Raw genomic sequence first — 22316 nt, 5'->3', positions numbered from 1 at the left:
AACAAAAAAGCCATCCGCTAAAGGATGGCTTTCACTTGCATAACATGTCTCGAAGCTGTGCTGAATAATTTGAATGAGAAGGACTTATTTTAGTATTTGTAATTGTTCCATCAACCAAGCCATGTATTTATCTTGATCCATAAAGTCAGGCGCCGTCCCTGTATCCAAACTATAAAATTGTTGATTAAATTCAATCACAATCTGTTCAGTCAGATGCCAATCTTCAATCATGCGAAAATACTGACTGAAGAAAAACCGGTTCTTGCCCCAATTGTTTAGACTTTCCAAACGTGGATATTGGCGGTTCGCGATAAAGTCGATATAGACCTGCTGAATATCATCAAAAATCTGAATAGCTCGCATGAGCATGGACCTCTATATGATGTAAAACCCTGCTATAAGCCACTTTATCGCGCAAATTTGAAAGAGTGATGACAGTCAGTTAAAGCTTTTGTTTCAACTCTGAACGGTTCTTTTGGCGGATCTCATCCATTTGTGCATTGAGCGCTAACATCTCTGTATAAAGCTGATTAAACTGCTTTAAAGGTGCATCTTCATAGAACATAAATAATTTATTTTTCTTTTCCCATTTATTGGCTTTCAGCACAACAAAAATTTCATCAGCCTTCGCCAAGCTTTGCTTTTCTAACTCAAATAAAGCATGCGACTCTTCACTATCACGACTGTCTCTTAAACTCTGGGCAATTTGCTGACGAAACACCTGTTTGACCGCCAACTGTTTGGCCTGTGCTAAACCATTTTCCTCTTGCTGTGAGGTTTTTTGTTCATAAGCATCGACCACAGCATGCACCTGTTGCAGCATTTGCTCAGTCTCTTGATATTGGTTTTTTTTATCTTGCAACAAGCGATCGATGTCGAGAAATTTATCCCAATTCAGTGCTTTAAGATCACGAATATATTGATTTCGCGCTTCTGCACGCTGCAGCATTTGGCTCAAAATAAAATCCGACATGATTTTATAATCACCCGTTAGCCGTGCATCTGTCACATTAAGTTGTATCGGTTCTTCCCAGTGCTGAGCTTGCTGAAAAATTTGCTCGGTTTTTTCGCGCAAAACCGTTTCATAGGTCGAGAGTTGCACAGCTTCTTTTTGCTGTACTGAATATTGATAAAACATCCATCCAAAGACCAATACCGTAGCACTGGCTAAGACAACAAAGATACGCGGCATAATGAGCTCCGAATGCCCTTTTATTCAGTTTAACCAAAAGTTTGAAGATTGACGATAAAATAGCCATGCTTTTTAAGGAGGCTATTTGAAAGCATCAATATAGAAAGTCTTAAATTGCGCATGTCATCAAAACGAAAATTCATGGATAAAACATGAATTTTCGCCTTCAATTTGCTGTAGAGATGTATTCGATTATGGGGTCTTGATCGGATTGGTATTTAACTGACGGTCAATATTGCCGAGATTGATTTGATCACGACTGATTTGCACATTGGTCGAATTTCGGTCTATCCCAAAGGGTTGCAACATAATATATAAACCATTGCGTGGGTCAGAAGACTGCAAACCTGCGGCAATATCTAAAACATGCTGCTGCATCAAAGGCGATAAATTCGACATATCAGGCACTGCTGTGGCAGGCAAGACATCTACATTTGACACGATTGTTGCATCGACACCTTTGTTTTGCGTATCGCGCTCAAGTTGCATCACCCGTTGCTGTAAGGCTTTACGGCGATCCACCTGCTCTTGATACTCAACAATGCCCGTCTCTGCACGCATTTCACGCTCTGCCATAATGGTTAAAGCAGGCATCTGAATAGCTTGTTGTTCGGTATCCTCAGCTTTTGTAATGGCTTTTTCCGCAGCCAAAGTACTCATAGCCGTCATTGCTGCACTAACAAAAACCAAAAAGGAAACAGATTTAGGGAGATTCATCATGTTCATTCCGAGAGATTTAAAAATAGAAAATTGAAAAAATTTATACTGCTATTATTGTACAACAATTAATCAATTAACTAGATTTAACCCCGACAAACGGCACGAAAGTACAGCCGATTCAAACCTCACGTTGCTCATTCTAGACTTAAGATTTCATCCTTTATCTATCTATATTGCGGCTACTTTTTCTTTTTTATACGGTCCCGATTCTTAATAGCACAAGAAATGACAAAGCAAACTCTTGCTGCGGATGACGGCTAAAGAAGTCGTTCAAAGCTGCACACGGTTGATGTGTTGGATGTTGCTGTTGATAGTGTTTTAATCCAGACCATGTTTGCAAATAGTCTAAAATTTGCTGTGCACTCCACCTATAATTTAAAAACAGTTGAGGTGTCGCTAACTCCTGAAATGGAAACGGAATACTGCGATATTCTTCGTCGATGTAACGACGTTCAGCATCCCAATAGCCTTTTAAGGTGACAAAATACAGATCCTGTAAAAGCTGGTTCAATTCCGCATGTTCAAATTGAATCAGACCATAGCCCACAATGGCGATGTGACCATGGGGTTTCAATACTCGTCGTACTTCTGCATAAAAGGCAGCAAAATCGAACCAATGAATCGCTTGCGCAACTGTGATTAAATCCGCTGAATGGTCTGCAAGCGGACAATGTTCTGCGCTGGCTTGCTCATAACGCACATTGTCTAATTGGTGTGCGTGTGCCAATTGTTCAGCACTCAGATCTGTCGCTAAAACCTGTTGAAAATAGGGTGCTAAACCTTTGGTAAATTGACCTGAACCTGCACCGCAGTCCCATGCCAGTTCACGCACGGCAACATGCTGCAAGATGCTATCGACGACTTCAGCAGAATAACTTGGACGTGCTTGTTGATACAGCGCACTCCCTGTAGAGAAAAGATCTTTCATTGCGGGGATTCATTGGTCGTTTTTTATCAGTTTAATCGAATTTTTAGGGTCGGAAACTAGCACTTAAGTCATAGCTTCAGCGATAAAATTTGAGCTTCAAATATTTACTCAATCACGTGCTGTATATAAAAACTGGTCTGTGCAATCGGGCTTAATTGATCATTCATTTGATAATATTTCACATCATAGTGCCCTGGCTTCCAGCCAGCGACAGGACTAAAACTGACCCAATTCTGTTCACGCTGAGCACTAATCCGTTGAGGCATAAAAAACAGCACTTCTCCAGTAGATTGATCGCTCCAACGTACAAAAACCTGCTCATTATTCGGAGTTTTTCCTAAAGTATCAAAGTGAGCAAACAACTGCTGCTCTGCATAAATGTCACGCGGCAGTACATTTTCAACCCCGTATTCTTGCTGTGCCATAACCGCGGCTCGTCCACTCATAGGCTCATGAGGATTATTTTTTGCATCAACAAATTCGCGTACAAGATGCTTCGCAAATTCGCGTTTGTTTTTTATTGCCGATAAATCATAGCTGGGAAAAGCTTGTTTTAAATATTGATCCAACTGTTGTGGTGTCGCCTGATCAATGACGGCATTCACCTGAGTCATTTGATTTTTAAGTTGCTGTTGTAATTCGATATTATTTTCAGACTGCTCAGGTATATTCTGCTGAAGGTTTTGAATAAACCTAATCCCTGTCTGATCTCTATTACTTTCTATAACTGTAGGATCATCAGATACAGTATTAGACGGGGCTATTAAATAGCCCAATCCAAAACAGACGAGTCCAATCAACATTGGCACAATGAATTTCATCAGCATTAATTACACGTAATCGTTTCAGTCACGTTATTCGCCAGCGTGATTTTCAAACTTCCATTTGTAAATAATGCCCCCTGATTCACTTCTTCTTTAGTTCGATTACTGCCTGACAATAATCTTAATCCTTCTGATGTACAGATTCCTGTCTGGGTATCATTTGTTAGCTTTAATACACAGCCTGCTGTTGTCACTTTATGGGTATTTGCTACAGGTTGAGTACATATTGCCGTGATCACATTTGTAGACGGTGTTTTAAGATCACACGCTGAACAATCTCGACTTGCACTACCGCATGCATTTGCTGCTTTTTCACTGCGGCAAATATAGGTTTGAGTACCAAAAGTAAATTCTTTTTCATAAGATGAATTAAAACTCCCACTGCTTCCACCACCACATGCTGTTAATAAAGCACTTGTCATTACAGTTAAAGCCATTAACATTTTGTTCATATGCATTGTCATACCTTTTATTTTTAAAAATTTTTTTAACTATTAGTCAAATTATATTCGGTAGATTGTAGCAGTTAAATTGTGTAAATGATAAACAACCGAAAAAACAACAGGCAAAAAAAAACCTCAAACAATGGTTTGAGGTTTTTTCGAATATGGTGGCGAGACCCAGGATCGAACTGGGGACACACGGATTTTCAATCCGTTGCTCTACCTACTGAGCTATCACGCCGATGCGGTGTATTAAGCCGTATCTCAGTCAATTAGTCAATCATATTTATAAAAATATTTTTCGTATGCATATTTTTTAGGCAAAAAAAATCCCTGATGGGATCAGGGATTGATAAACTGAAAAATCAGTTTTGAATATGGTGGCGAGACCCAGGATCGAACTGGGGACACACGGATTTTCAATCCGTTGCTCTACCTACTGAGCTATCACGCCGATGGGGCGTATTAAACAATTTCAGTCTCATGGCGTCAAGCATCCGTTGCACTTTTTTGTGCAAATGTTTATTTTTAAATCAATATTTCACATTATTTGCTTATTTTTTGAGTGCTTTTAAATTTCCACAGCTGAAATTACTGTGACGACAACGTATTTATCCAACAAAAAAGCAGCTCAATGGCTGCTTTCAATTGGGGGACCAGTTATTCAGCCGCAGTAATTTTACCAATGTGCGCCAAACAGCGATGTATCGCGCCACAACCCGGCTCAAAAGTCTTCACCCCTTTTTCTTCTTCCATACGGGTAGCCTCACTGACCAAGCGCTCTGCAACACCACGCCCACGATTTGCAGGGTGTACCACAATATATTCAAGGGTTTTGCTTTCACCTTGGCCTGTACACCAAATCGCGCCAATCAATTTTGTATTAAATTCTGCAGTATAAACTAAGGTATACTGAGCTAAGTTCTGCTCAAGTTGTTCAATCGCATCGGAACCGTCGCTAAACTCAGGGCTGGTGTCATACAGTCGCTCAAGCTGGCTGCGCACTTCATCATTTTCCAAAGAAGTATAGGCATGTACGGTAATAGGCATTGATAAACCCTCCTGAGCAATCTAATATGCGGTGACTTTTCGTCACAGCGAAAATATTTTTACATCAATCATTTTGACGTATTTGAGGAACGTGTCTATGACAGATCGTATCAGTGAAGTGGTAAGAAACACCAACGAAACCAAAATTCGAGTTCGTGTGAATCTTGATGGTACTGGTCAAGGCACTTTAAACACTGGTGTTCCATTTTTAGATCATATGATTGATCAAATCAAGCGACATGGTCTGTTTGATATTGATATTCATTGTGATGGCGATCTTGAAATTGACGATCATCATACCGTAGAAGACTGTGGGATTACACTTGGCCAAGCCTTTGCTCAAGCACTGGGCAATAAAAAAGGTTTACGTCGCTACGGTCACTTCTATGCGCCGCTGGATGAATCACTGAGTCGTGTTGTGGTTGATTTATCTGGCCGTCCGGGTCTTTGGATGGATATTCCATTCACTCGCGCACGCATCGGGACTTTTGATGTGGATCTTTTCTCTGAATTTTTCCAAGGTTTTGTGAACCATGCGTTAATGACGCTGCACATCGACAACCTAAAAGGCAAAAACAGCCACCACCAAATTGAAAGCGTATTTAAAGCCTTTGCCCGTGCATTACGTATGGCGTGTGAAGTTGACCCGCGTGCCGAAAATACTGTTGCGTCTACCAAAGGAACATTGTAATGACCCGTATTGCCCTTCTTGACTATGGCATGGGAAATCTTCACTCAGCAGCAAAAGCCCTCGAACACGTGGGTGCAACTGTTGATGTCACCAATGATCCTAAGCTGATTGCACAAGCAGATAAAATTGTGTTCCCCGGTGTGGGAGCAATGCGTGACTGTATGCAAGGCATGCATGATGCAGGGATTGATGAAGTCGTCCGTAAAGCGGCATTTAATAAACCTGTGCTTGCGATCTGTGTCGGCATGCAAGCCCTAATGCAGCATTCCGAAGAAAATGGCGGTGCAGATGCATTGGGTATTTTTGAAGGTTCGGTTAAACGCTTCCCTGATGTAGAGGGATTAAAAGTGCCGCACATGGGCTGGAACCAAGTGCATCAGGCAGACCCAAGCCACCCGATGTGGAAAAACATTGAGCAAGATGCACGTTTCTATTTCGTACATAGCTTCTATGTAGAGCCGCAAGACTCAAGCATAGTCGCTGCTACCTGTGACTATGGTTTGGAATTTTGTACCGCAATTCACAAGGAAAACTTGTTTGCGACACAATTTCACCCAGAAAAAAGTCATACAGCCGGTCTGCAATTGCTGAAAAACTTTGTGGAATGGGATATTTAAAATTCCTTCGCCGCAAAAAGCCCGCTCCTTGCGGGCTTTTTTGTACTGTTTATTTTTCATCCTTTTATTTTCTACATATTCATTTTAGAATTTGCCTACTTATAAAAATACCAAAGCCTAGGAATAATAATGAATACATTCACATCTGACTCACCGACCCAAGCCAGTGGCCGCTTTAGCCGGCGCGCATATCTTGCATGGAATCTACTTCTCGGCATTATTTTTACGCTAATTGCTGTTGTAGTCGGCCTGCTCATACCCGGTGCGCAAAATGCGTTGACTGAGGGTGCAATGTCGACGCCACTCATGATTATTTTCTTTATCATGTATGCCATCGTCATTTATTACAGCGTCATTTTCTTAATCCGTCGTTTACATGACCGAGACCATTCTGGATGGCTTGCACTGCTGATCTTAGTTCCTGTAGTGAATATATTATTTGCGCTCTATGTGTTATTTGCACCGGGTAATAGCGGTAGTAATAGCTTTGGACAACCACGCCCGACCAAAGGCTGGGAAACAGTGCTGGCTGTTTTGTATATCGTGGTGTTTATAGTCGGGATACTTGCTGCGATCATGATTCCGTCTTACCAAAACTATGTGATCCGCTCTCAGCAAACCACGATTCAACAACAATAATGATAAATCATTAAATGCCGCCTAGATCGCTCTAAACAGCAATACATCTACTCAAACAAGCTCACACATGTGGGCTTTTTTTGTACTTTACCTTTATAATCAACGCGCTTTTTATGTTCAGGATCAAATCCTGTACTTTTTCACATTTTTATGTCGTTTTTAGCTCAATTTTTTTGCGGCTAAAAATGAATGATAACTATACTTTTTACGATAATTTAAGATCATTTAATATGAATAATTCACCCAATATAAACTCTGGTTGGAACCGTGACGGTCGTTTTAATCGCATGTCTTTTATCGGTTGGAATGTCTTCTATGGCCTCATGCTGAGCATATTGATGCTACTGATCGTCAGCATGATGCCCAATACCCTCAATGCCCTAATAGCTCATGCTGAAAATCCAATGACGCAAGTGATTGGATTTATCCTAAATATTTTAATGCTGATCCCTTTGATGATTTTTTCAGTGCGTCGTTTGCATGACTTTAATCTCTCAGGCTGGTTTGCACTCTTAGAGTTGATTCCGTTGCTCAATATCGTTATGTGCATTGCGCTGATGCTCATCCCCGGGTCTGCAAATGCCAATCAATATGGTGAGCCACGTGAATCCAAAACATGGGAGGTGGTCCTCGCCTTTCTCTTTATCGGTTTATTCTTACTGATCTTGGTAAATGTATTATTTACTGCGCGTTTTCTGTTTTAAGTTACTGTCTTTAAGCCTCTTGGTCACTGTGTTTAAGTACCCTCGTCACTGTCATAGCAACGCGCTATGACAGGCCGATGAGTCAATGGCTCATGCTCAACGCCACATCTCGGTATTTGCATTTCCCTACTAAACGCTCTAGGCTGCAACAACAAGCCTTTGAATTAAATCATAATGACTGATGCTCTACTGACACCTATTTTGCCAACAAAAGAACAGATTAAAAATTTTCCATTGTTCCAAAATTTAGTGCCAGAGCAGATCCATGTCATTCACAATGCAGAACAATGCCAACACTGGGCCGATGAATTGCAGACGACTGCCTTATTCGGTTTCGACTCTGAATCTAAGCCGACTTTTCGTAAAGGTGAGGTCTCTACCGGTCCACATTTAATCCAACTCGCTACGGCGCAACAGGCGTGGTTGTTTCAAATGAACGAATGCACTTGGGATTTTTTAAAGCCGATCTTGAGTAATCGTGATCAAATTAAAGTGGGTTTTGGCTTAAAAAATGATGCGCATTTATTTCGTAAAAAAGGCATCGAACTGAATAGTGTATTGGAACTCTCCAAGTGCTTTGCTTCTTTTGGCTTAAGCCAACCTTTAGGTTTAAAAAATGCCATGGCACTGCTTTTTCGTGTGAATTTTCCAAAATCTAAATCGGTCAGCACCTCGAATTGGGCCAAAAAGCGCTTAAGTCCGGAGCAAATTCGTTATGCCGCTGCCGATGCCTATGCCCCTGTTTTGGTCTTTGAAGAATTATTACAACGTGGCTTATTACCCAAAACCATTCCCAATACTTCTCTCAAACTAAGAATTCGTCCGCACATGAATTTATAAATCCTTAATTATTTTAATGATTTAATTTATATTCAGCGATGTAACCGCTCTGTAACTGGATATTGCCCCAATCTATGGCATGACCAAGTGCAAAGATCGGCTGAAGAGTGCCAATGAATTTGCAGTTTATTTGCGCTAAAGATTTGAACAGTACCTTATTGCCTTAAAAATAGTCACAGCACAGTCTAAAAACAATAAAATCGCACCTTTTAAGTACATTTATATCTTTGATTTAACTCATTTTAATTACATTAATATACATTTATATTTTTATTCAACTAAGGTTTTGATCTCTCTAGATTTTCTAGCAGAATTACATGATTTATCTCATTCTTTCTATACTTTCATAATTTGTTTTCATCAATCTCCTTTTGCTAAAAAAAGTCTGCCAAATACATAACACATCATAATTTAAAAACTTGGAGAACCTGACATGTTGAACTTATTTACAGGAAAAATCAGCGGCGTACTCAGCCTGACTTTACAAGGGATCAGTAAAGCAGTTGGACTGGTTTTAAATAGTGTTTTGGATACAGTAGACAGCGTATTAAAGACCGTTAATAGCTTAACAGCGCCCTTAACGGATGCACTGACTGAACTACCACTGATTGGTGGGACCATCGAAAAAGTACTGGCAGTTGAAAATCAGTTGGTCGACACCTTAGACGAAGGCTTACATGCGGTAGCCGATCAACTGGCGACGGGTGATCTTCTTGGTGGGGTGCAAACCGCTCTCAATGGCGTAACTGGTGTGGTCGGTCAAACAGTAACAGAAGTCGCGGGCTTAATAGATCATATTGCTGGTGTTGCAGCACCAATCACAGACAGTCTTGCTGACGTTCCAGTATTAGGAGGAATATTGAATGCTGTCGGCGAAACCACAGAGAATTTGACTGGCTTATTGGCTGAAACGGGCGACTATGTAGCCAGTATTGATCCTAGCGAATTATTAACAGCCGTCCTGAATGATCCATTAGCAAGTGTGGGTGGTGTCGTGCAAGATGTTTCAGGCACTTTAGATACCTTACTGGATGACATTGTACCGATTACATCGATTGCCACTGAATTTCCTGTAGTGGGTGATCTTGTTCAAGTGGTCGGTGAAAGTACCACAGCCCTCAATCAAGGCTTATACGATGTCGGTAGCTTACTTCAATCCGTAAACAGCGATTTATTACAAACAACCGCTTATGTTTAATGACTAAAAACGCTAATACACAGCGCATTTTTATAGACCAACAATAAAATCCAATCCTTTATTTGCACTAGCCTGACCTATGTCAGGCTTTTTTAATTCATCAATTCTGATATTAGCATTTAGTGAATAGCCGTTTATTTGATAAGATTAGGTACAAATTCATTCTTAATTTGATTGAGCAAGGAGCGAAAGCATGCTGATCATCCCTGCAATTGACCTGAAAGATGGCAAATGTGTCCGTTTAAAACAAGGTCGTATGGAAGACGATACCGTATTTTCTGACGATCCAGTGGCAACTGCACAGCATTGGGTAAATGAAGGCGCGCGTCGCTTACATTTGGTAGATTTAAACGGTGCTTTCGCTGGTACACCGATTCATAAGCCTGTGGTTGAAGCGATTGCTAAAGCACAGCCTGAATTGCCAATTCAAATTGGTGGTGGTATCCGCTCTCTTGAAACCATTGAACATTACCTTGATGCAGGCGTCTCGTTTGTCATCATTGGTACAAAAGCGGTAAAAGAGCCTGAATTTGTTGAAGAAGCGTGCAAAAAATTTGCAGGCCATATCATTGTTGGTATCGATGCCATGAACGGCATGGTGGCAACAGATGGTTGGGCAAATGTCACAGACGTGAAAGCTACTGATTTGGCAAAACGCTTTGCAGATGCTGGCGTATCGAGCATTGTCTACACCGACATCGCACGTGATGGCATGATGCAAGGTGTGAACGTTGAACAAACCGTTAACCTTGCAACCTATTCAGGCTTACCTGTTATTGCATCGGGTGGCGTGACCAACCTAGACGACGTGCGTAACTTAAAAGGCCAACCGGGCATTTTAGGTGCGATTACCGGTCGTGCAATTTATGAAGGCACATTGAACCTTCGTGAAGCTCAATTACTGCTTGATCAACAAAGCTTGTAATTTACCCGAGCAGAAAAGAGGTCTTCGGGCCTCTTTTTTTATTTCTCCTCTTTGAACATTCAAATACACATGCCAACCGTCCAATCTGCTTGGAAAGCCAAGTTTCCGCAGCTCGCACTCATCCTGATTACCATGATTTGGGGCGCCAGTTTTATCACCGTGCAATACGGTTTAAATTTTAGCAGTCCAGTGCTGTTTGTCGGTCTACGTTTTGCCGCAGCAACACTGGCTGTGAGTCTTTTATCACTCAAATATCTTAGACACTTTTCTCAATATGATGTCATTGCGGGCGCAAGTATCGGCGCGGTGATTGCGATCGGCTATGCGACGCAAACAATCGGCCTGCAAAGCATCAGCAGCAGTGAATCAGCTTTTTTAACAGCGCTGTATGTACCGCTGGTGCCGATTTTTATGTGGCTCTGTTTTCGGCATAAACCGCATGTGATGACATGGCTGGGGGTAAGTTTGGCTTTTGTCGGTTTGGTCTTTTTAACTGGTAATGGTTTTGGCGCCATTCAGCTCAACTTTGGACAAATCATTACGCTGCTCGGGTCGATTGCCATTGCCTTTGAAATTATCTTGATCAGTTATTTTGCACCCCGCGTCAATCTGCGCAGAGTGACGGTTCTACAATTGGCATTTGCCTCACTGTTCTGTTTTTGCTTTGCTCCAATGGTAGGTGAAACCACATTGCCCAAATTTGAATGGCCATTAATCGCTGTACTGTGCGGATTGGGGCTGGCCAGCGCCGTGATTCAACTGGTGATGAACTGGGCGCAGCGTATGGTTGATCCTGCACAGGCGGCAATCATCTATGCAGGTGAACCGGTTTGGGCCGCAATCATTGGGCGACTTGCGGGTGAACGCTTAACACCGCTCGCTCTCATTGGCGGACTGTGTGTAGTGCTTGGTGTGATTGTGAGTGAATGGCGGCCGAAATGGTTAAAGAAACGCTAATTTCTGCATCCTCTATTAGATCAAAAAAGCGACTCATACGGTCGCTTTTTTGATGCTAAGATTTTTATTCCAAAAAGTTCTGAACTCGCATTAGTCATACATCGGTCGGTTGTCATTGACACGGATTAAACCTTTAATCGCGCGGTACACAATCCATAACCAAGACAGTCCGATTACCGTGACGCAGAAGGTACTCGCTCCCAGTGCTACACCTGCAAAAGCATTGGCATTATTGCCAGTAAAGAACAGAAAAATAAACGGCACGAAAGCAATGATGTTCCAAATGAGATACCACCAAAACGTACGAATCTGCCAAGTAAAATGGCTTTCAAAAATCGTACCGCGGACGTCACTGCGTTTGACGTAATTGATAATCAACGCGAGGACCGCAAGCAAGCCGGCAGAAAAAATCGCCACAATATAAAGAATATACAAAATAATCGTGAGCAGGCGGTTTGGATCTTTATCAATGGAATAATTCATTTCGCTCTCCGTCATGATGATTTTGCGGATCATTCCACCCTAAATATGTAGGATATTAAATGGTGAAATTAGCCATAAAATCAGTAATATGTTAAAGGCTATAGTACAGAAATATATTTTTCGAAACGGTTGTTTTTGTGTTTTATGCCGCAAACGTTGCTGAGCTAGCCATGCCGCCGGCCACCCACCTAAAAAAGACAAAAGATGCAGTGTATTTTCTGGCACACGTCGGTTGCCCATTTGTGCAGCTTCTTTATCCTGCGCATAGAACCAATAGGTCAAGACATTAATAATACTCACAAAAAGCAGCACCATGCCACTGAGTAAACCCGCCACAGACAAGCCCGCCAAGGCGAGGATATAAATGATGCACAAGATTTGCATCGGCTGTGCCTGACGCGGCATCTGCACCACATTTTTTTTATTGGGACGTTGTGTAGCTTTGGTTTGTGAGGCTTTTAAGTAATGCACTTGCTGCGCACGAAAGCGTCCGCGTTCGTCTAAGATCACAGCATAATCCAACGCGCAGCCCACGATTGGTCGTGGGCCGGGACGGGAAAAGTCTTTAATGTGCAAAAATACGCGATCTTTGGTGCTATCGTTCGGTTGAATGAAGCCGTAGCCCTTATCATCAAACCATTCTACTAAGCGTCCTTGATCACGCATGCTTTTCCCTCTCGTTGTTTTTAAAATTTATGCTGTGACGAATTTTAATCGTTCAATCAGCATATTACGCATTTCAGCAGGGTTTTTCTGCAAAATATCATCCCCTGTACGGCCTTCTGCCGCATTTTTCTGTGCCACCTGTAAACGCATCATCCAGAAACGACCCGCCGCCATTGCCAAATATAACTCTAGACATGATTTTTCATCTGCGGTTAATGGGCGCACGCTTTCATATGCATTTAAAAAGGCAATGGCTTTGTCTTCATTCAAATGCACATCCGGATATTCAGTACAAAAGTCATTTAAAGTAATAGCAATATCAAACAAGAGTTCGTCTTTATTTAACTCATAAAAGTCTAAAATGCCGTTGAGTTGATCGCCTTCAAATAGAGTATTGTCACGGAACAGATCAGAATGAATAAAACCGGTAGGACGGTCTGGATACATCGCCGTTAAGATGTCATATAAGCCCAACAGATTGTTAAGTAACGTGGTATCTGCTTCATTTAATGTTGGACGAATATCACGTGAAACTTGTAACCAATAAGCATGATCACGATATTCTGCACGTTCCAAAGGGAAATCTTGTAAAGCCACATGCATTTTCGCTTGGGCTACAGCAATCGCTTCTGCTTGCGCTAAGCTCGCAGGCATGGGATGTTGACCTTGCATGCGTGGCGCAATCTGTGCAGGTTTATCCTTTAAGCTATGAATCGCTTTACCTGAATGATTCAGTGGTACAGGCACAGCTAGACCAGCCTGCCCCAAGTGTTCGAGTACAGGCACCAGTTCCCCTGCACCTTGCTCGTCCATCTCTTCAAAAACGGTTAATACATACTGCGTGCCATTTTCGCAAACAATAAAATAGTTGGTATTTTGAATACCGCCTTGAATCGGAATCAGGTCAATCACCTCCAGTCCATAAGGTGCTGCAAAATCCTGAACTTCCTTTAAAGTCAAAGTGGTATAAACCGACATAGAAAACCTGCGAAAAAACTTACATATTTTTGATAGAATAACCGCTCCGACTACTAAGGTGTAGCATCTAAGTCGCGAAGTTTCATAATCGGCTGTTATTTTTGGAAAAAATTATGCTTGCTAAACGTATTATTCCTTGCCTCGACGTGGACAACGGTCGTGTAGTGAAAGGTGTTCAATTTCTTGATATTCGTGATGCAGGCGATCCAGTTGAAGTTGCACGCCGTTATAACGAACAAGGTGCGGACGAAATTACCTTCTTAGACATTACCGCAACCTCAAATGGTCGTGATACTACTTACCGTACAGTAGAGCGTATGGCTGAGTCTGTATTTGTGCCATTAACAGTCGGTGGTGGCGTGCGTAAAGTAGAAGATATCCGCTTGTTATTAAATGCCGGTGCGGACAAAGTTTCGATTAACTCTGCGGCTATTTATAACCCTGAATTTGTACAAGAAGCCTCTCAGCGTTTTGGCGCACAGTGTATTGTGGTTGCTATTGATGCAAAAAAAACCGGCGATAATAAATGGGAAATTTTCACCCACGGTGGTCGTAAAGAAACAGGTATTGATGCTATTGAGTGGGCTGTAAAAATGGCTGACTTCGGTGCGGGTGAATTATTAGTAACCTCAATGGACGCAGATGGTACCAAAGCGGGTTATGACCTTGAACTGATGCGTAATATCAATGACCGTGTCACCATTCCAACCATTGCTTCTGGTGGTGTCGGTAATCTACAACATTTGGCCGATGGTATTTTAAAAGGCGGTGCAGATGCGGTGCTTGCAGCCTCTATTTTCCACTTCGGTCAACACACCATTCCTGAAGCGAAAAAATATCTAGCAGAACAAGGCATTGAAATGCGTCTTTAATTGATTCATTTTCAATGAAGATTGAAGAAGAGCGATGATTCGCTCTTTTTTTGCTTTGGTGTTTTTGATGCAACTCCATTGATTTGTAGCAGAGTATCGTCTATACAATTCATCCACTATAGACATAAAAAAAGGAGCCTTGTCGGCTCCTATAAACCAAGAAAAACTACAGCACTTGGTCTGATACTTAAAACAAATGAAAAAATATACATAGCAACTTCATCAATCAACTCGTCGTGTACAAGCCTTTTGATGTTTTAAATATAGGGCATTTACACGGCATTTGATTGACAGTAGATTCATAATTTATTGACAAATTGCGACAGCTCAATTGGATGGCAAAGCTTGTTGTCAAAACGCACAGTGCATTCATATTAGACCGTTTCAAGCAGTGCAACTGGCTTTTCACGCTCAGCCACCCACTTTGCAGGAAAGACCCGATTGACCCAGTGTGACAATGGCTTGGCAATCGCTGTCGGTAGTAGCACACCCAGTGGATTCTGTTCCTGTAATTTCGCCGACGAGATCACCCGAGTTCCTAAAATATAATCAAACCACGGCTTAGTCACACACCAATTGGCATCCTGATTTGAGTTCATATGGTGGTCATAGTGCCATGGAATCTTTTTCATCGCCCACTCTGGCTCAAGATGTGCGCGACGATGGATATAATAATAATTCCCTGCGCAATACAGCACAGACAAACTCATTCCTTTGGAAATGGGATAAAATAGCGGGACAAATACGGCTGAAACTGCCACCAGTGACAATATTTCATTTTTCGTGCGCCAGTTCTGTACACCTTCAACATAGCCATGATCATGAAAATCTGTTTTTCGAACTTCACGATGATGTTCCCAATGTGATTTCATACTTTTCGGTACTGGACTAAAACGTGGCTTACCTGACCGATGTGTGCCATGCAAAACATATTTATGTGCGAACCATTCAAAGGCATTGGCGACGACCAACCCCGCAATAAAACCTTTTAACATGACCAATATCTCCTTTTCTTAGCTCCACTATAGGTAATGAAAAGGGCTAGATATTGACCGTTTTTTTTAATATTATTGACAAAACACGACAAAATTTAGAATTAAAAAAATATGCAACAACTCAAGGACTATACAGGATCGGTCTATGGAGGACTCGGCCATTTGCTCTATGCTTATCATCAAGCTCAAGGCATTGCTATTCCTGAAAAACTGAATAAAGTTCAAAACTTAGAGCGTTTTGATTATGCCATTTGGCGTGATTTATTGATGGATTTAGATCAAAAGATCCAAAAGCCTGCGCTGGGTTTAGAAATTGCAGAACATGTGCAACCCAAACATATTGGCATTATTGCGTATATTGCCCTGTCCTGTGAAAACTTGGGCGAAGCACTGCTCCGCTACCATGATTTTCATCGCTTAATCTTCGATGGCAGTCCATTGCTGATTGATATTCAAAATGATTTTTTCTCCATCGGTTGGAATGATTTACCCATGAATATGGCCAATCAATTGACCGATGAAATTGCGATTGCGTTAATGCTGCAGTTTCTAAAATTATTTATGCGTTTTGAAGATATCAATTTACACGAAGTGCATTTTCATAATCCTGCACCGAAAAATGTCGCTCAGTATGAACAATATTTTCGCTGCAAAGTTCGTTTTTCCCAAGAAAAGTCGAAGGTTATCGTTCCCATTCAAGAACTGTCTCGCCCTTTTTCCCAAGGCGATCAGACCTTACAAAAACTGTTGATGCAACAAGCACAGTCTTTATTAGAAAAACTGCCGAATACCACGCAAATCGACCAACGCTTACAGCAAGCCATCTTAATGGGTTTGCAAAAAAATCAGTTCCAAATTGAACATGTCGCTACGCAACTCAATCTTTCCGTCCGACAATTACAACGCCATTTACAACAACAAGGCAGTACCTATCAGCAACGTATGCAGGAAGTCCGCTGCATGATGGCTGAAGAATTTTTAAGAGACCCGCATTTAAGTTTGCAAGAAATTGCGTTACTGCTGGGTTATTCAGAACAGAGTGCGTTTCAACGTGCGTTTAAACAATGGCGAAACTTAACCCCACAGCAATGGCGCTTATCGCAAATTGAAGCAGCAAGTTAAAAATGTGACACAGTTATCATTTTAATGTTGTGATTTTCAGCAAAATCCATTAAATCTATGCATATTCAATAAATGAATAAAACAACACTTCACAACTAGATTGCACTCATGCTGAGTGAAAGATTGAAAATCTATTCCAAATGACAAAAACAAATGGAGTTTTAAATGAATAAATATTTAGCAGAACTGATCGGTACCTTTTGGCTGGTCTTTGGTGGTTGTGGTAGTGCGGTCTTGGCTGCAGCCTTTCCTGAACTTGGCATTGGCTTCGCTGGCGTGGCACTGGCCTTCGGTCTAACCGTATTAACGGCTGCTTATGCGCTGGGTCATATCTCAGGCGGACATTTTAACCCTGCAGTGAGTATCGGCTTGTGGGCAGGCGGTCGTTTTGAAGCAAAAGAACTGGCTCCATATATTATTTCTCAATTACTGGGTGCAACCCTCGCCGCATTTATTCTATTCATCATTGTACAAGGTCAGGCCGGATTTACCGGTGTCGGCGGTTTTGCCACCAATGGCTATGGTGAGTTATCTCCTGGCAAATACTCTATGCTCTCAGCGTTAGTTATTGAAATTGTGCTGACGGCTGGCTTCCTGATTGTGATCATGGGAGCAACAGATAAACGCGCCCCTGCTGGCTTTGCCCCAATTGCGATCGGTCTTGCGCTTACATTGATCCATCTCATCAGCATTCCCGTCACCAATACTTCAGTCAACCCAGCGCGTAGTATGGGTGTCGCATTCTTTGCTGAAACTGCTGCGCTGTCACAAGTTTGGCTGTTTTGGGTAGCCCCAATCATTGGCGCAGTGATTGGTGCGGTCATCTATAAACTGATGGCAAAAGACGCATAAATAGAAAAATACGCCACAAAAAAAGCTCACAACCTGTGAGCTTTTTTTCATTCATCCCGAATTGAGCATTGCGTCCTTCGACAGCCGATGACACAGCATTAAAGAAATGGATTTTCCACTTCGTTTTCTTCACGGCCCTGCGCTATTTTTTCAGCTAAGTTGGTTTCTGCCTCAAGCGTGGTCACCACATCATTGAAAAATGCCTGTAAAGCTTTCGCTGCAGCTAAACCAGCTTGGTCTTTCGTCACCTGTAAGTTGCCATAAATATTAATTCGATCTTGGCCATTTTCTAGTGTTAAGTCATGAATTGCATGCGACGCTGTGTCATTTTCAAATGCTTTAAACATGTTGGATATCCTTCTTTCTTTTTGTAGTGATGCAGCAATAGAAATACGTGAAAAAGATTTCAACTGCAAGCAATGATCCTCTTCATCACTCGCAGTTCAGCGCTATTAGCTGCTCGATTATTTCAAAATCTGTAGCAGATATTGCAAAATTTCTTCAATCAATTGTTTGACCAAGGCATCTTGATTGTTGTCATTTTCACTGCTTGCCATGGATGTCTCTCCCACAGAACCACCACTCGATTTAAACTCTTTTTGCAAACTTAAAATCTTGTCTTCTGCGACATCTGCAGCACACTGGCTTTCAGCATCCCAATGCAGATAAGCGATGTCTTGATTTGCTTTGACTTGGGTGGCTTTGAGTGGCAAACGGTAGGTATTACGCTTTTGGTCTTCGGTTAATTCTGGAAAGAAATTAATTCCAGTCAGTTCTTCTAGCGCACAAATACTCATGACTTTGACTGTCGGTGCCGTATCACGCAAGGTATTGTCTGCATAGTACACGCCTGCAACACCTTTTTTCGGCAAATAGATCGCCTTATAAGTAGCGGTCGGCACGATGACCCCTTGCCCGATGGTTTTTAATTTTTTCGCACTATATACCGGCCCCGTTACCACATAGACATCTTGCTTTTGTTTGGTCACTATCGCCCGTGTGGCTTCTTCTAACTCACGCCACACTTGCTGATTATTTTTGGGCGCTTGCGGCACCATATTGGCCAAAGAAAAACTGTCTAACTGCGCAGCTTTATTGGGCATATCGGCATTTGGCGCCATGTGTCCACGGTCATAGCCTGAAGATTTATAGTCTGAAAGCAAAGCCCGATATTCAGACGGCACGCGAGTCTCTTCATGAAAGTTATCTTCACGCGGAATTTTTTGACTCAGGCGTGCGGGGGTTAATGCTTCTGCAACCCAAAGCGGTGTCTTGGATATCCCTGAATACATGACATTAAAGCCATTAAAACACAGTGGAAAACTGTTTTTATGTAGGCTTTCACGGACCAAATAAGGTGGCACTTCACGATAAAATTGGTCCAAACAGGCGCTATTTGAAGTGCTGCTCATAGAAACAAGTTGTTGAATTTTTTCTTGCCCGAAAGCAATAGCAAAGCTTCCTGTTGCCACCAGACCCAACAGCACTTTTATGCCATTTTGCCCAAATAACTGTGAAAGCGGATTTGCTGAATTGCGTTTCTTTTTGACCATGACTTACAACAATGACTTCTAAAAGGACTATTTTTCCGCAGCTTAGCAAGGGTGCAAATTTTAGTACACTTTTCTTTTTTAATTTGCTTAACAATCACACAAATATTGTTTAACAAAGCAGCAGTTGATGTAACTTTATGTCGCAGTTGTGCAGTTCTTTATAGGAGGTCATGAAGCAGTTGCGTATGTTTCATTGAATTCGCCTCAAGAATTATGACAAGGTAAAAATACGAAAAATTGCGATAAAAATATACGGAGTGATTATGCATTCTAAAATTTTAGGTTTAGGTTTAATTTCAGGTTTAATGAGCGCAGCAGCATTTGCAGAGCCGCCGATTCAACCCGGTGATACATTAGAAAGCTTATCTAAAGTCAAAATTGTGACCACCGTGAATGGTCAACCTGGTTCCATTCAGGACTTGGTGTCAAGTGGCCAAGTTCAATTGGTTGAAGCTCCTGCCGGACAAGTCAATGCCGCTGCAACAGAACAGCCCTTAAACCCTGAACAGACTCAGGCAAACCAAATCGATCCGAATGCCCCTGCAGTCCCTGCAAATGCTGAACAAGCAGTGACGGAAGCGGAAAATGCACTCGCAAATGAACAGCAAAGTGTAGCTGCCGCACATACAGAGCAGTCCGTTCCAACTGAACAAACAGCAGTGGCCAATACACCTGAAGCCGCGGTAACTGAAGCACCTGTGGAAACAGCACAGCAAGTACCTGAAGCCGTATCAGCGGATAACAACGCTGCACCCGTCATTGCCTCTTCTGCAGAAGCGCCAGTGAATGCCGATAGCGCATCGGCTGCATTGCCTGAAGCTCCTCAAGCACAACAAGATGCTTTTATGGCAGCACCTGAGACTCAAAGTGTAAATCCTGGAGATACATCAATTCAAGCCAACCCAGAAGCACCTGTTGCTGACGAAGCCATCCAAGCTGCGCCTGAAGCCTCTGCAGATGTAGACGCGACAATCAACTAATCAGCGTATTTTCAAGGATGAAATAACGCAACATCTTCATTCTGTTGCTTTGCTCGCATACTCCTCCCAGGAAAAAGCAACAGAATGATCTCTATGTCTTTGGACTAAAAAAGTTTAATTATTACAGATAAAAAAAAGCCAGAATTGATCTGGCTTTTTCGTGTCTAACTTTTAAATCTATGCCTAAAAGTTCAATCTACGTCTTAAATTTCAATCTGACTGCCCAACTCAACCACACGGTTGGTTGGAATTTGATAAAAATCGCTGACTGGACTGGTATTTCGCTGCATAGAGATAAACAACTTTTCTCGCCAAGGTGCCATGCCTTCACCCAAGGTATGAATAATACGGTCTCTGGAAATAAAGAAACTGATTTGCATTAGATCAAATTCAAAGCCCAATTCACGATACGCATGCTCCAAAGCGGCAGGAATATTCGGCTGATCTTTAAACCCATAAAACATCGTGATTCGATAGAATCGATCATCTAGTTTTTCCGTGATCACCCGCTCATTTTCGGGTACAAATGGCACATCTCGGGTGTTGACCGTAACCATAATATTGCGTTCATGCAGAACTTTGTTGTGCTTAATATTATGCAACATGGCATGAGGCACGATCTCAGGCGTTCCTGTCAAGAATACGGCATCACCTGGAACAAACTTGGTTTCACTACCCATGCTGACACTGCGAATAAACAGGTCAATAGGCAAAGCATCTTTACCGAGCCGATTGAGCACCAATGCCCGTCCATCTTTCCACGTCATTAAAATCGTAAACAATACCGCACCAATCAGGATTGGAACCCAACCGCCCGCTGCGATTTTTAATGATGTCGATGCAACAAAGATCAAATCAATCAATAAAAATGGCACTGCAAATATTGCCACTTTCCAAACGGGCCAACGCCATAAACCATAAGCCAAAACTGAGATCAAAATCGTACCGCAGAGCATGGTCATGGTCACAGCTACGCCATACGCACTGGCCAAATTCGCACTGTTTTCAAACAGCAAGATCAAGATCAGCACCGAGATAAACAATGCCCAGTTAATAAATGGCAAATAAATCTGACCACGTTCAACTTCAGAGGTATGTTTCACTGTCAAACGCGGCAAATAACGCAATTGAATCGCCTGATTGACCATAGAAAACACCCCTGTGATCACCGCTTGAGAGGCAATCACCGCGGCCGCTGTCGCCAAAGCAATCATTGGATACAATGCCCATTCAGGGATCAGCATATAAAATGGATTGGCTAAAGCTTCAGGATTACGCAGTAGCAAGGCACCTTGGCCTGCATAGTTCAACAGCAAGCACGGCATGACCACAATAAACCATGCCAAGCGGATTGGGAGTCGGCCAAAATGCCCCATATCGGCATAGATTGCCTCACCACCTGTCATCGTCAATATGACCGCACCCATGGTCAAAAACGCAACATAGGGCTGCTGTACCACAAAATTGAAAGCCCAATGCGGACTGATCATGGTCAACACAAATGGCGTTTGCGAAATACTCCATAGTCCAAAACCACCAATGGATAAAAACCACATGAGCGTCAAGGGACCAAAGAATTTACCCATCGTGCCTGTGCCATGGCGTTGCACTAAAAATAGCCCCGCCAAAATACCGATCGATAAGGGTTGCAGCCATTGGTTAAACATCGGCGTCGCAATACTTAAGCCTTCAATCGCAGATAACACAGAGATTGCGGGGGTAATGATCCCATCACCAAAGAACAAAGATGCCCCAATAAAGCCAAGGGCAATCAGGTAGATTTTTTTGTTTTCGGCAATTCGTGTGGTTCGTAGATTCAAGGCCAACAGCGACATAATACCGCCCTCGCCATTGTTATCTGCGCGCATGATGATGCTGACGTATTTAAAACTAATCGTCAGCATGATGCACCAGAAAATTAGGGACAGAATACCCAGCACAGACGCTTCGCTAATCGCCAAGTGTGCTGTGAGGAAACATTGGCGCAGCGCATATAACGGGCTCGTCCCAATGTCTCCGAATACTACGCCCAAAGCTGCCAAGGTGATGGCAGGCAATGCGGCTTTTTGTGCAGTACTTTGCATATA

Annotated in this window: 26 protein-coding genes and 2 tRNA genes; 12 read left to right on the top strand and 16 right to left on the bottom strand. The window is 42.3% G+C overall.

Features of this window, described 5'->3' with window-relative positions:
- Window positions 1–84 precede the first annotated feature (84 nt).
- The 9 genes from FTU02_RS07520 to FTU02_RS07480 form a co-directional block, all read right to left on the bottom strand.
- A complete protein-coding gene (locus FTU02_RS07520; protein ID WP_078190480.1) occupies window positions 85–363 on the bottom strand; it encodes a hypothetical protein in 279 nt (92 codons plus the stop codon).
- A 79-nt stretch (window positions 364–442) separates the two neighbouring features.
- Window positions 443–1192 carry a hypothetical protein gene (locus FTU02_RS07515; protein ID WP_180156545.1) on the bottom strand — a complete coding sequence of 250 codons (750 nt, stop codon included), beginning with the start codon at window positions 1190–1192 and terminating at the stop codon, window positions 443–445.
- A gap of 192 nt (window positions 1193–1384) precedes the next feature.
- Complete coding sequence (locus tag FTU02_RS07510) at window positions 1385–1912, bottom strand: hypothetical protein (RefSeq protein ID WP_233944666.1); 528 nt, start codon at window positions 1910–1912, stop codon at window positions 1385–1387.
- Between the two features lie 193 nt (window positions 1913–2105).
- Window positions 2106–2840 carry a class I SAM-dependent methyltransferase gene (locus tag FTU02_RS07505; protein WP_180156542.1) on the bottom strand — a complete coding sequence of 245 codons (735 nt, stop codon included), beginning with the start codon at window positions 2838–2840 and terminating at the stop codon, window positions 2106–2108.
- Window positions 2841–2944: 104 nt separating this feature from the next.
- Window positions 2945–3667: a hypothetical protein gene (locus tag FTU02_RS07500; protein WP_180025928.1), complete on the bottom strand. Its 723-nt coding sequence runs from the start codon at window positions 3665–3667 to the stop codon at window positions 2945–2947.
- Window positions 3667–4116 carry a hypothetical protein gene (locus tag FTU02_RS07495; RefSeq protein ID WP_180025927.1) on the bottom strand — a complete coding sequence of 150 codons (450 nt, stop codon included), beginning with the start codon at window positions 4114–4116 and terminating at the stop codon, window positions 3667–3669. The genes FTU02_RS07500 and FTU02_RS07495 overlap by 1 nt, the downstream gene beginning before the upstream one ends.
- A 156-nt stretch (window positions 4117–4272) precedes the next feature.
- A tRNA-Phe gene (locus tag FTU02_RS07490) sits at window positions 4273–4348 on the bottom strand.
- Between the two features lie 137 nt (window positions 4349–4485).
- Window positions 4486–4561: transfer RNA gene (locus tag FTU02_RS07485), tRNA-Phe, on the bottom strand.
- 206 nt (window positions 4562–4767) lie between these two features.
- Window positions 4768–5157 carry a GNAT family N-acetyltransferase gene (locus FTU02_RS07480; protein WP_078190486.1) on the bottom strand — a complete coding sequence of 130 codons (390 nt, stop codon included), beginning with the start codon at window positions 5155–5157 and terminating at the stop codon, window positions 4768–4770.
- A 97-nt stretch (window positions 5158–5254) separates the two neighbouring features.
- Here FTU02_RS07480 and hisB point away from each other — a divergent pair, with 97 nt between their 5' ends.
- The 8 genes from hisB to FTU02_RS07440 all read left to right on the top strand — a co-directional run bounded on the left by hisB (window position 5255) and on the right by FTU02_RS07440 (window position 11728).
- Window positions 5255–5848, top strand: a complete 594-nt coding sequence (gene hisB / locus FTU02_RS07475) for an imidazoleglycerol-phosphate dehydratase HisB (RefSeq protein ID WP_078190487.1) — start codon at window positions 5255–5257, stop codon at window positions 5846–5848.
- Window positions 5848–6465, top strand: a complete 618-nt coding sequence (gene hisH, locus FTU02_RS07470) for an imidazole glycerol phosphate synthase subunit HisH (RefSeq protein ID WP_078193147.1) — start codon at window positions 5848–5850, stop codon at window positions 6463–6465. The genes hisB and hisH overlap by 1 nt, the downstream gene beginning before the upstream one ends.
- Before the next feature lie 129 nt (window positions 6466–6594).
- Window positions 6595–7104 carry a DUF805 domain-containing protein gene (locus tag FTU02_RS07465; RefSeq protein ID WP_180009276.1) on the top strand — a complete coding sequence of 170 codons (510 nt, stop codon included), beginning with the start codon at window positions 6595–6597 and terminating at the stop codon, window positions 7102–7104.
- 230 nt (window positions 7105–7334) lie between these two features.
- Window positions 7335–7808 (top strand): DUF805 domain-containing protein, encoded by a 474-nt coding sequence (locus FTU02_RS07460; protein ID WP_180156540.1) that lies wholly within the window; start codon window positions 7335–7337, stop codon window positions 7806–7808.
- Between the two features lie 174 nt (window positions 7809–7982).
- On the top strand, window positions 7983–8648 hold the full coding sequence (locus tag FTU02_RS07455; protein WP_180002794.1) for a 3'-5' exonuclease: 666 nt from the start codon (window positions 7983–7985) through the stop codon (window positions 8646–8648).
- Window positions 8649–9081: 433 nt separating this feature from the next.
- Window positions 9082–9846: a hypothetical protein gene (locus FTU02_RS07450; RefSeq protein ID WP_180156538.1), complete on the top strand. Its 765-nt coding sequence runs from the start codon at window positions 9082–9084 to the stop codon at window positions 9844–9846.
- A 193-nt stretch (window positions 9847–10039) separates the two neighbouring features.
- On the top strand, window positions 10040–10771 hold the full coding sequence (gene hisA / locus FTU02_RS07445) for a 1-(5-phosphoribosyl)-5-[(5-phosphoribosylamino)methylideneamino]imidazole-4-carboxamide isomerase (protein WP_078190493.1): 732 nt from the start codon (window positions 10040–10042) through the stop codon (window positions 10769–10771).
- Window positions 10772–10840: 69 nt separating this feature from the next.
- Window positions 10841–11728, top strand: a complete 888-nt coding sequence (locus FTU02_RS07440) for a DMT family transporter (RefSeq protein WP_180156536.1) — start codon at window positions 10841–10843, stop codon at window positions 11726–11728.
- Between the two features lie 90 nt (window positions 11729–11818).
- Here the strand turns inward: FTU02_RS07440 and FTU02_RS07435 are convergent, their stop codons facing one another.
- Genes FTU02_RS07435 through FTU02_RS07425 form a run of 3 tightly spaced genes read right to left on the bottom strand, consistent with a single transcriptional unit; the run spans window position 11819 to window position 13855 of the window.
- A complete protein-coding gene (locus tag FTU02_RS07435; RefSeq protein ID WP_078190495.1) occupies window positions 11819–12211 on the bottom strand; it encodes a hypothetical protein in 393 nt (130 codons plus the stop codon).
- A gap of 39 nt (window positions 12212–12250) precedes the next feature.
- Complete coding sequence (locus tag FTU02_RS07430) at window positions 12251–12877, bottom strand: DUF1294 domain-containing protein (RefSeq protein ID WP_180156533.1); 627 nt, start codon at window positions 12875–12877, stop codon at window positions 12251–12253.
- Window positions 12878–12904: 27 nt separating this feature from the next.
- On the bottom strand, window positions 12905–13855 hold the full coding sequence (locus FTU02_RS07425; RefSeq protein WP_111884520.1) for a homoserine kinase: 951 nt from the start codon (window positions 13853–13855) through the stop codon (window positions 12905–12907).
- 110 nt (window positions 13856–13965) lie between these two features.
- Between FTU02_RS07425 and hisF the strand changes: the two genes are divergently transcribed.
- Window positions 13966–14727: an imidazole glycerol phosphate synthase subunit HisF gene (gene hisF, locus FTU02_RS07420; protein ID WP_306670495.1), complete on the top strand. Its 762-nt coding sequence runs from the start codon at window positions 13966–13968 to the stop codon at window positions 14725–14727.
- Between the two features lie 374 nt (window positions 14728–15101).
- Here the strand turns inward: hisF and FTU02_RS07415 are convergent, their stop codons facing one another.
- Complete coding sequence (locus tag FTU02_RS07415) at window positions 15102–15722, bottom strand: hypothetical protein (protein WP_180108830.1); 621 nt, start codon at window positions 15720–15722, stop codon at window positions 15102–15104.
- A 111-nt stretch (window positions 15723–15833) separates the two neighbouring features.
- Between FTU02_RS07415 and FTU02_RS07410 the strand changes: the two genes are divergently transcribed.
- Window positions 15834–16844: an AraC family transcriptional regulator gene (locus FTU02_RS07410; RefSeq protein ID WP_180024917.1), complete on the top strand. Its 1011-nt coding sequence runs from the start codon at window positions 15834–15836 to the stop codon at window positions 16842–16844.
- A 165-nt stretch (window positions 16845–17009) separates the two neighbouring features.
- Window positions 17010–17696, top strand: a complete 687-nt coding sequence (gene aqpZ, locus FTU02_RS07405) for an aquaporin Z (protein ID WP_180063003.1) — start codon at window positions 17010–17012, stop codon at window positions 17694–17696.
- A 98-nt stretch (window positions 17697–17794) separates the two neighbouring features.
- Here aqpZ and FTU02_RS07400 read toward each other — a convergent pair whose 3' ends face one another.
- Both FTU02_RS07400 and FTU02_RS07395 read right to left on the bottom strand, forming a co-directional pair.
- Window positions 17795–18043, bottom strand: a complete 249-nt coding sequence (locus FTU02_RS07400) for a hypothetical protein (RefSeq protein ID WP_180156530.1) — start codon at window positions 18041–18043, stop codon at window positions 17795–17797.
- 117 nt (window positions 18044–18160) lie between these two features.
- Complete coding sequence (locus FTU02_RS07395) at window positions 18161–19249, bottom strand: DNA/RNA non-specific endonuclease (RefSeq protein ID WP_078193159.1); 1089 nt, start codon at window positions 19247–19249, stop codon at window positions 18161–18163.
- A 263-nt stretch (window positions 19250–19512) separates the two neighbouring features.
- Between FTU02_RS07395 and FTU02_RS07390 the strand changes: the two genes are divergently transcribed.
- Window positions 19513–20229, top strand: a complete 717-nt coding sequence (locus tag FTU02_RS07390; RefSeq protein ID WP_180156528.1) for a hypothetical protein — start codon at window positions 19513–19515, stop codon at window positions 20227–20229.
- A 203-nt stretch (window positions 20230–20432) separates the two neighbouring features.
- Here FTU02_RS07390 and FTU02_RS07385 read toward each other — a convergent pair whose 3' ends face one another.
- Window positions 20433–22313, bottom strand: a complete 1881-nt coding sequence (locus tag FTU02_RS07385; protein WP_078193161.1) for a potassium transporter Kup — start codon at window positions 22311–22313, stop codon at window positions 20433–20435.
- Between the last annotated feature and the right edge of the window lie 3 nt (window positions 22314–22316).

It is taken from the genome of Acinetobacter sp. YH12045 (genome assembly GCF_013419925.1).
GTDB lineage: Bacteria > Pseudomonadota > Gammaproteobacteria > Pseudomonadales > Moraxellaceae > Acinetobacter > Acinetobacter amyesii.
The sequence above is the reverse complement of the archived record's forward strand: the minus strand, read 5'-3'. Positions and strand labels throughout refer to the sequence as shown.

Coding starts and splice junctions, on each gene's coding strand:
- FTU02_RS07520 (WP_078190480.1), bottom strand. CDS start 363: ATGCGAGCTATTCAGATTTTTGATGATATTCAGCAGGTCTATATCGAC.
- FTU02_RS07515 (WP_180156545.1), bottom strand. CDS start 1,192: ATGCCGCGTATCTTTGTTGTCTTAGCCAGTGCTACGGTATTGGTCTTT.
- FTU02_RS07510 (WP_233944666.1), bottom strand. CDS start 1,912: ATGATGAATCTCCCTAAATCTGTTTCCTTTTTGGTTTTTGTTAGTGCA.
- FTU02_RS07505 (WP_180156542.1), bottom strand. CDS start 2,840: ATGAAAGATCTTTTCTCTACAGGGAGTGCGCTGTATCAACAAGCACGT.
- FTU02_RS07500 (WP_180025928.1), bottom strand. CDS start 3,667: ATGCTGATGAAATTCATTGTGCCAATGTTGATTGGACTCGTCTGTTTT.
- FTU02_RS07495 (WP_180025927.1), bottom strand. CDS start 4,116: ATGAACAAAATGTTAATGGCTTTAACTGTAATGACAAGTGCTTTATTA.
- FTU02_RS07480 (WP_078190486.1), bottom strand. CDS start 5,157: ATGCCTATTACCGTACATGCCTATACTTCTTTGGAAAATGATGAAGTG.
- hisB (WP_078190487.1), top strand. CDS start 5,255: ATGACAGATCGTATCAGTGAAGTGGTAAGAAACACCAACGAAACCAAA.
- hisH (WP_078193147.1), top strand. CDS start 5,848: ATGACCCGTATTGCCCTTCTTGACTATGGCATGGGAAATCTTCACTCA.
- FTU02_RS07465 (WP_180009276.1), top strand. CDS start 6,595: ATGAATACATTCACATCTGACTCACCGACCCAAGCCAGTGGCCGCTTT.
- FTU02_RS07460 (WP_180156540.1), top strand. CDS start 7,335: ATGAATAATTCACCCAATATAAACTCTGGTTGGAACCGTGACGGTCGT.
- FTU02_RS07455 (WP_180002794.1), top strand. CDS start 7,983: ATGACTGATGCTCTACTGACACCTATTTTGCCAACAAAAGAACAGATT.
- FTU02_RS07450 (WP_180156538.1), top strand. CDS start 9,082: ATGTTGAACTTATTTACAGGAAAAATCAGCGGCGTACTCAGCCTGACT.
- hisA (WP_078190493.1), top strand. CDS start 10,040: ATGCTGATCATCCCTGCAATTGACCTGAAAGATGGCAAATGTGTCCGT.
- FTU02_RS07440 (WP_180156536.1), top strand. CDS start 10,841: ATGCCAACCGTCCAATCTGCTTGGAAAGCCAAGTTTCCGCAGCTCGCA.
- FTU02_RS07435 (WP_078190495.1), bottom strand. CDS start 12,211: ATGAATTATTCCATTGATAAAGATCCAAACCGCCTGCTCACGATTATT.
- FTU02_RS07430 (WP_180156533.1), bottom strand. CDS start 12,877: ATGCGTGATCAAGGACGCTTAGTAGAATGGTTTGATGATAAGGGCTAC.
- FTU02_RS07425 (WP_111884520.1), bottom strand. CDS start 13,855: ATGTCGGTTTATACCACTTTGACTTTAAAGGAAGTTCAGGATTTTGCA.
- FTU02_RS07415 (WP_180108830.1), bottom strand. CDS start 15,722: ATGTTAAAAGGTTTTATTGCGGGGTTGGTCGTCGCCAATGCCTTTGAA.
- FTU02_RS07410 (WP_180024917.1), top strand. CDS start 15,834: ATGCAACAACTCAAGGACTATACAGGATCGGTCTATGGAGGACTCGGC.
- aqpZ (WP_180063003.1), top strand. CDS start 17,010: ATGAATAAATATTTAGCAGAACTGATCGGTACCTTTTGGCTGGTCTTT.
- FTU02_RS07400 (WP_180156530.1), bottom strand. CDS start 18,043: ATGTTTAAAGCATTTGAAAATGACACAGCGTCGCATGCAATTCATGAC.
- FTU02_RS07395 (WP_078193159.1), bottom strand. CDS start 19,249: ATGGTCAAAAAGAAACGCAATTCAGCAAATCCGCTTTCACAGTTATTT.
- FTU02_RS07390 (WP_180156528.1), top strand. CDS start 19,513: ATGCATTCTAAAATTTTAGGTTTAGGTTTAATTTCAGGTTTAATGAGC.
- FTU02_RS07385 (WP_078193161.1), bottom strand. CDS start 22,313: ATGCAAAGTACTGCACAAAAAGCCGCATTGCCTGCCATCACCTTGGCA.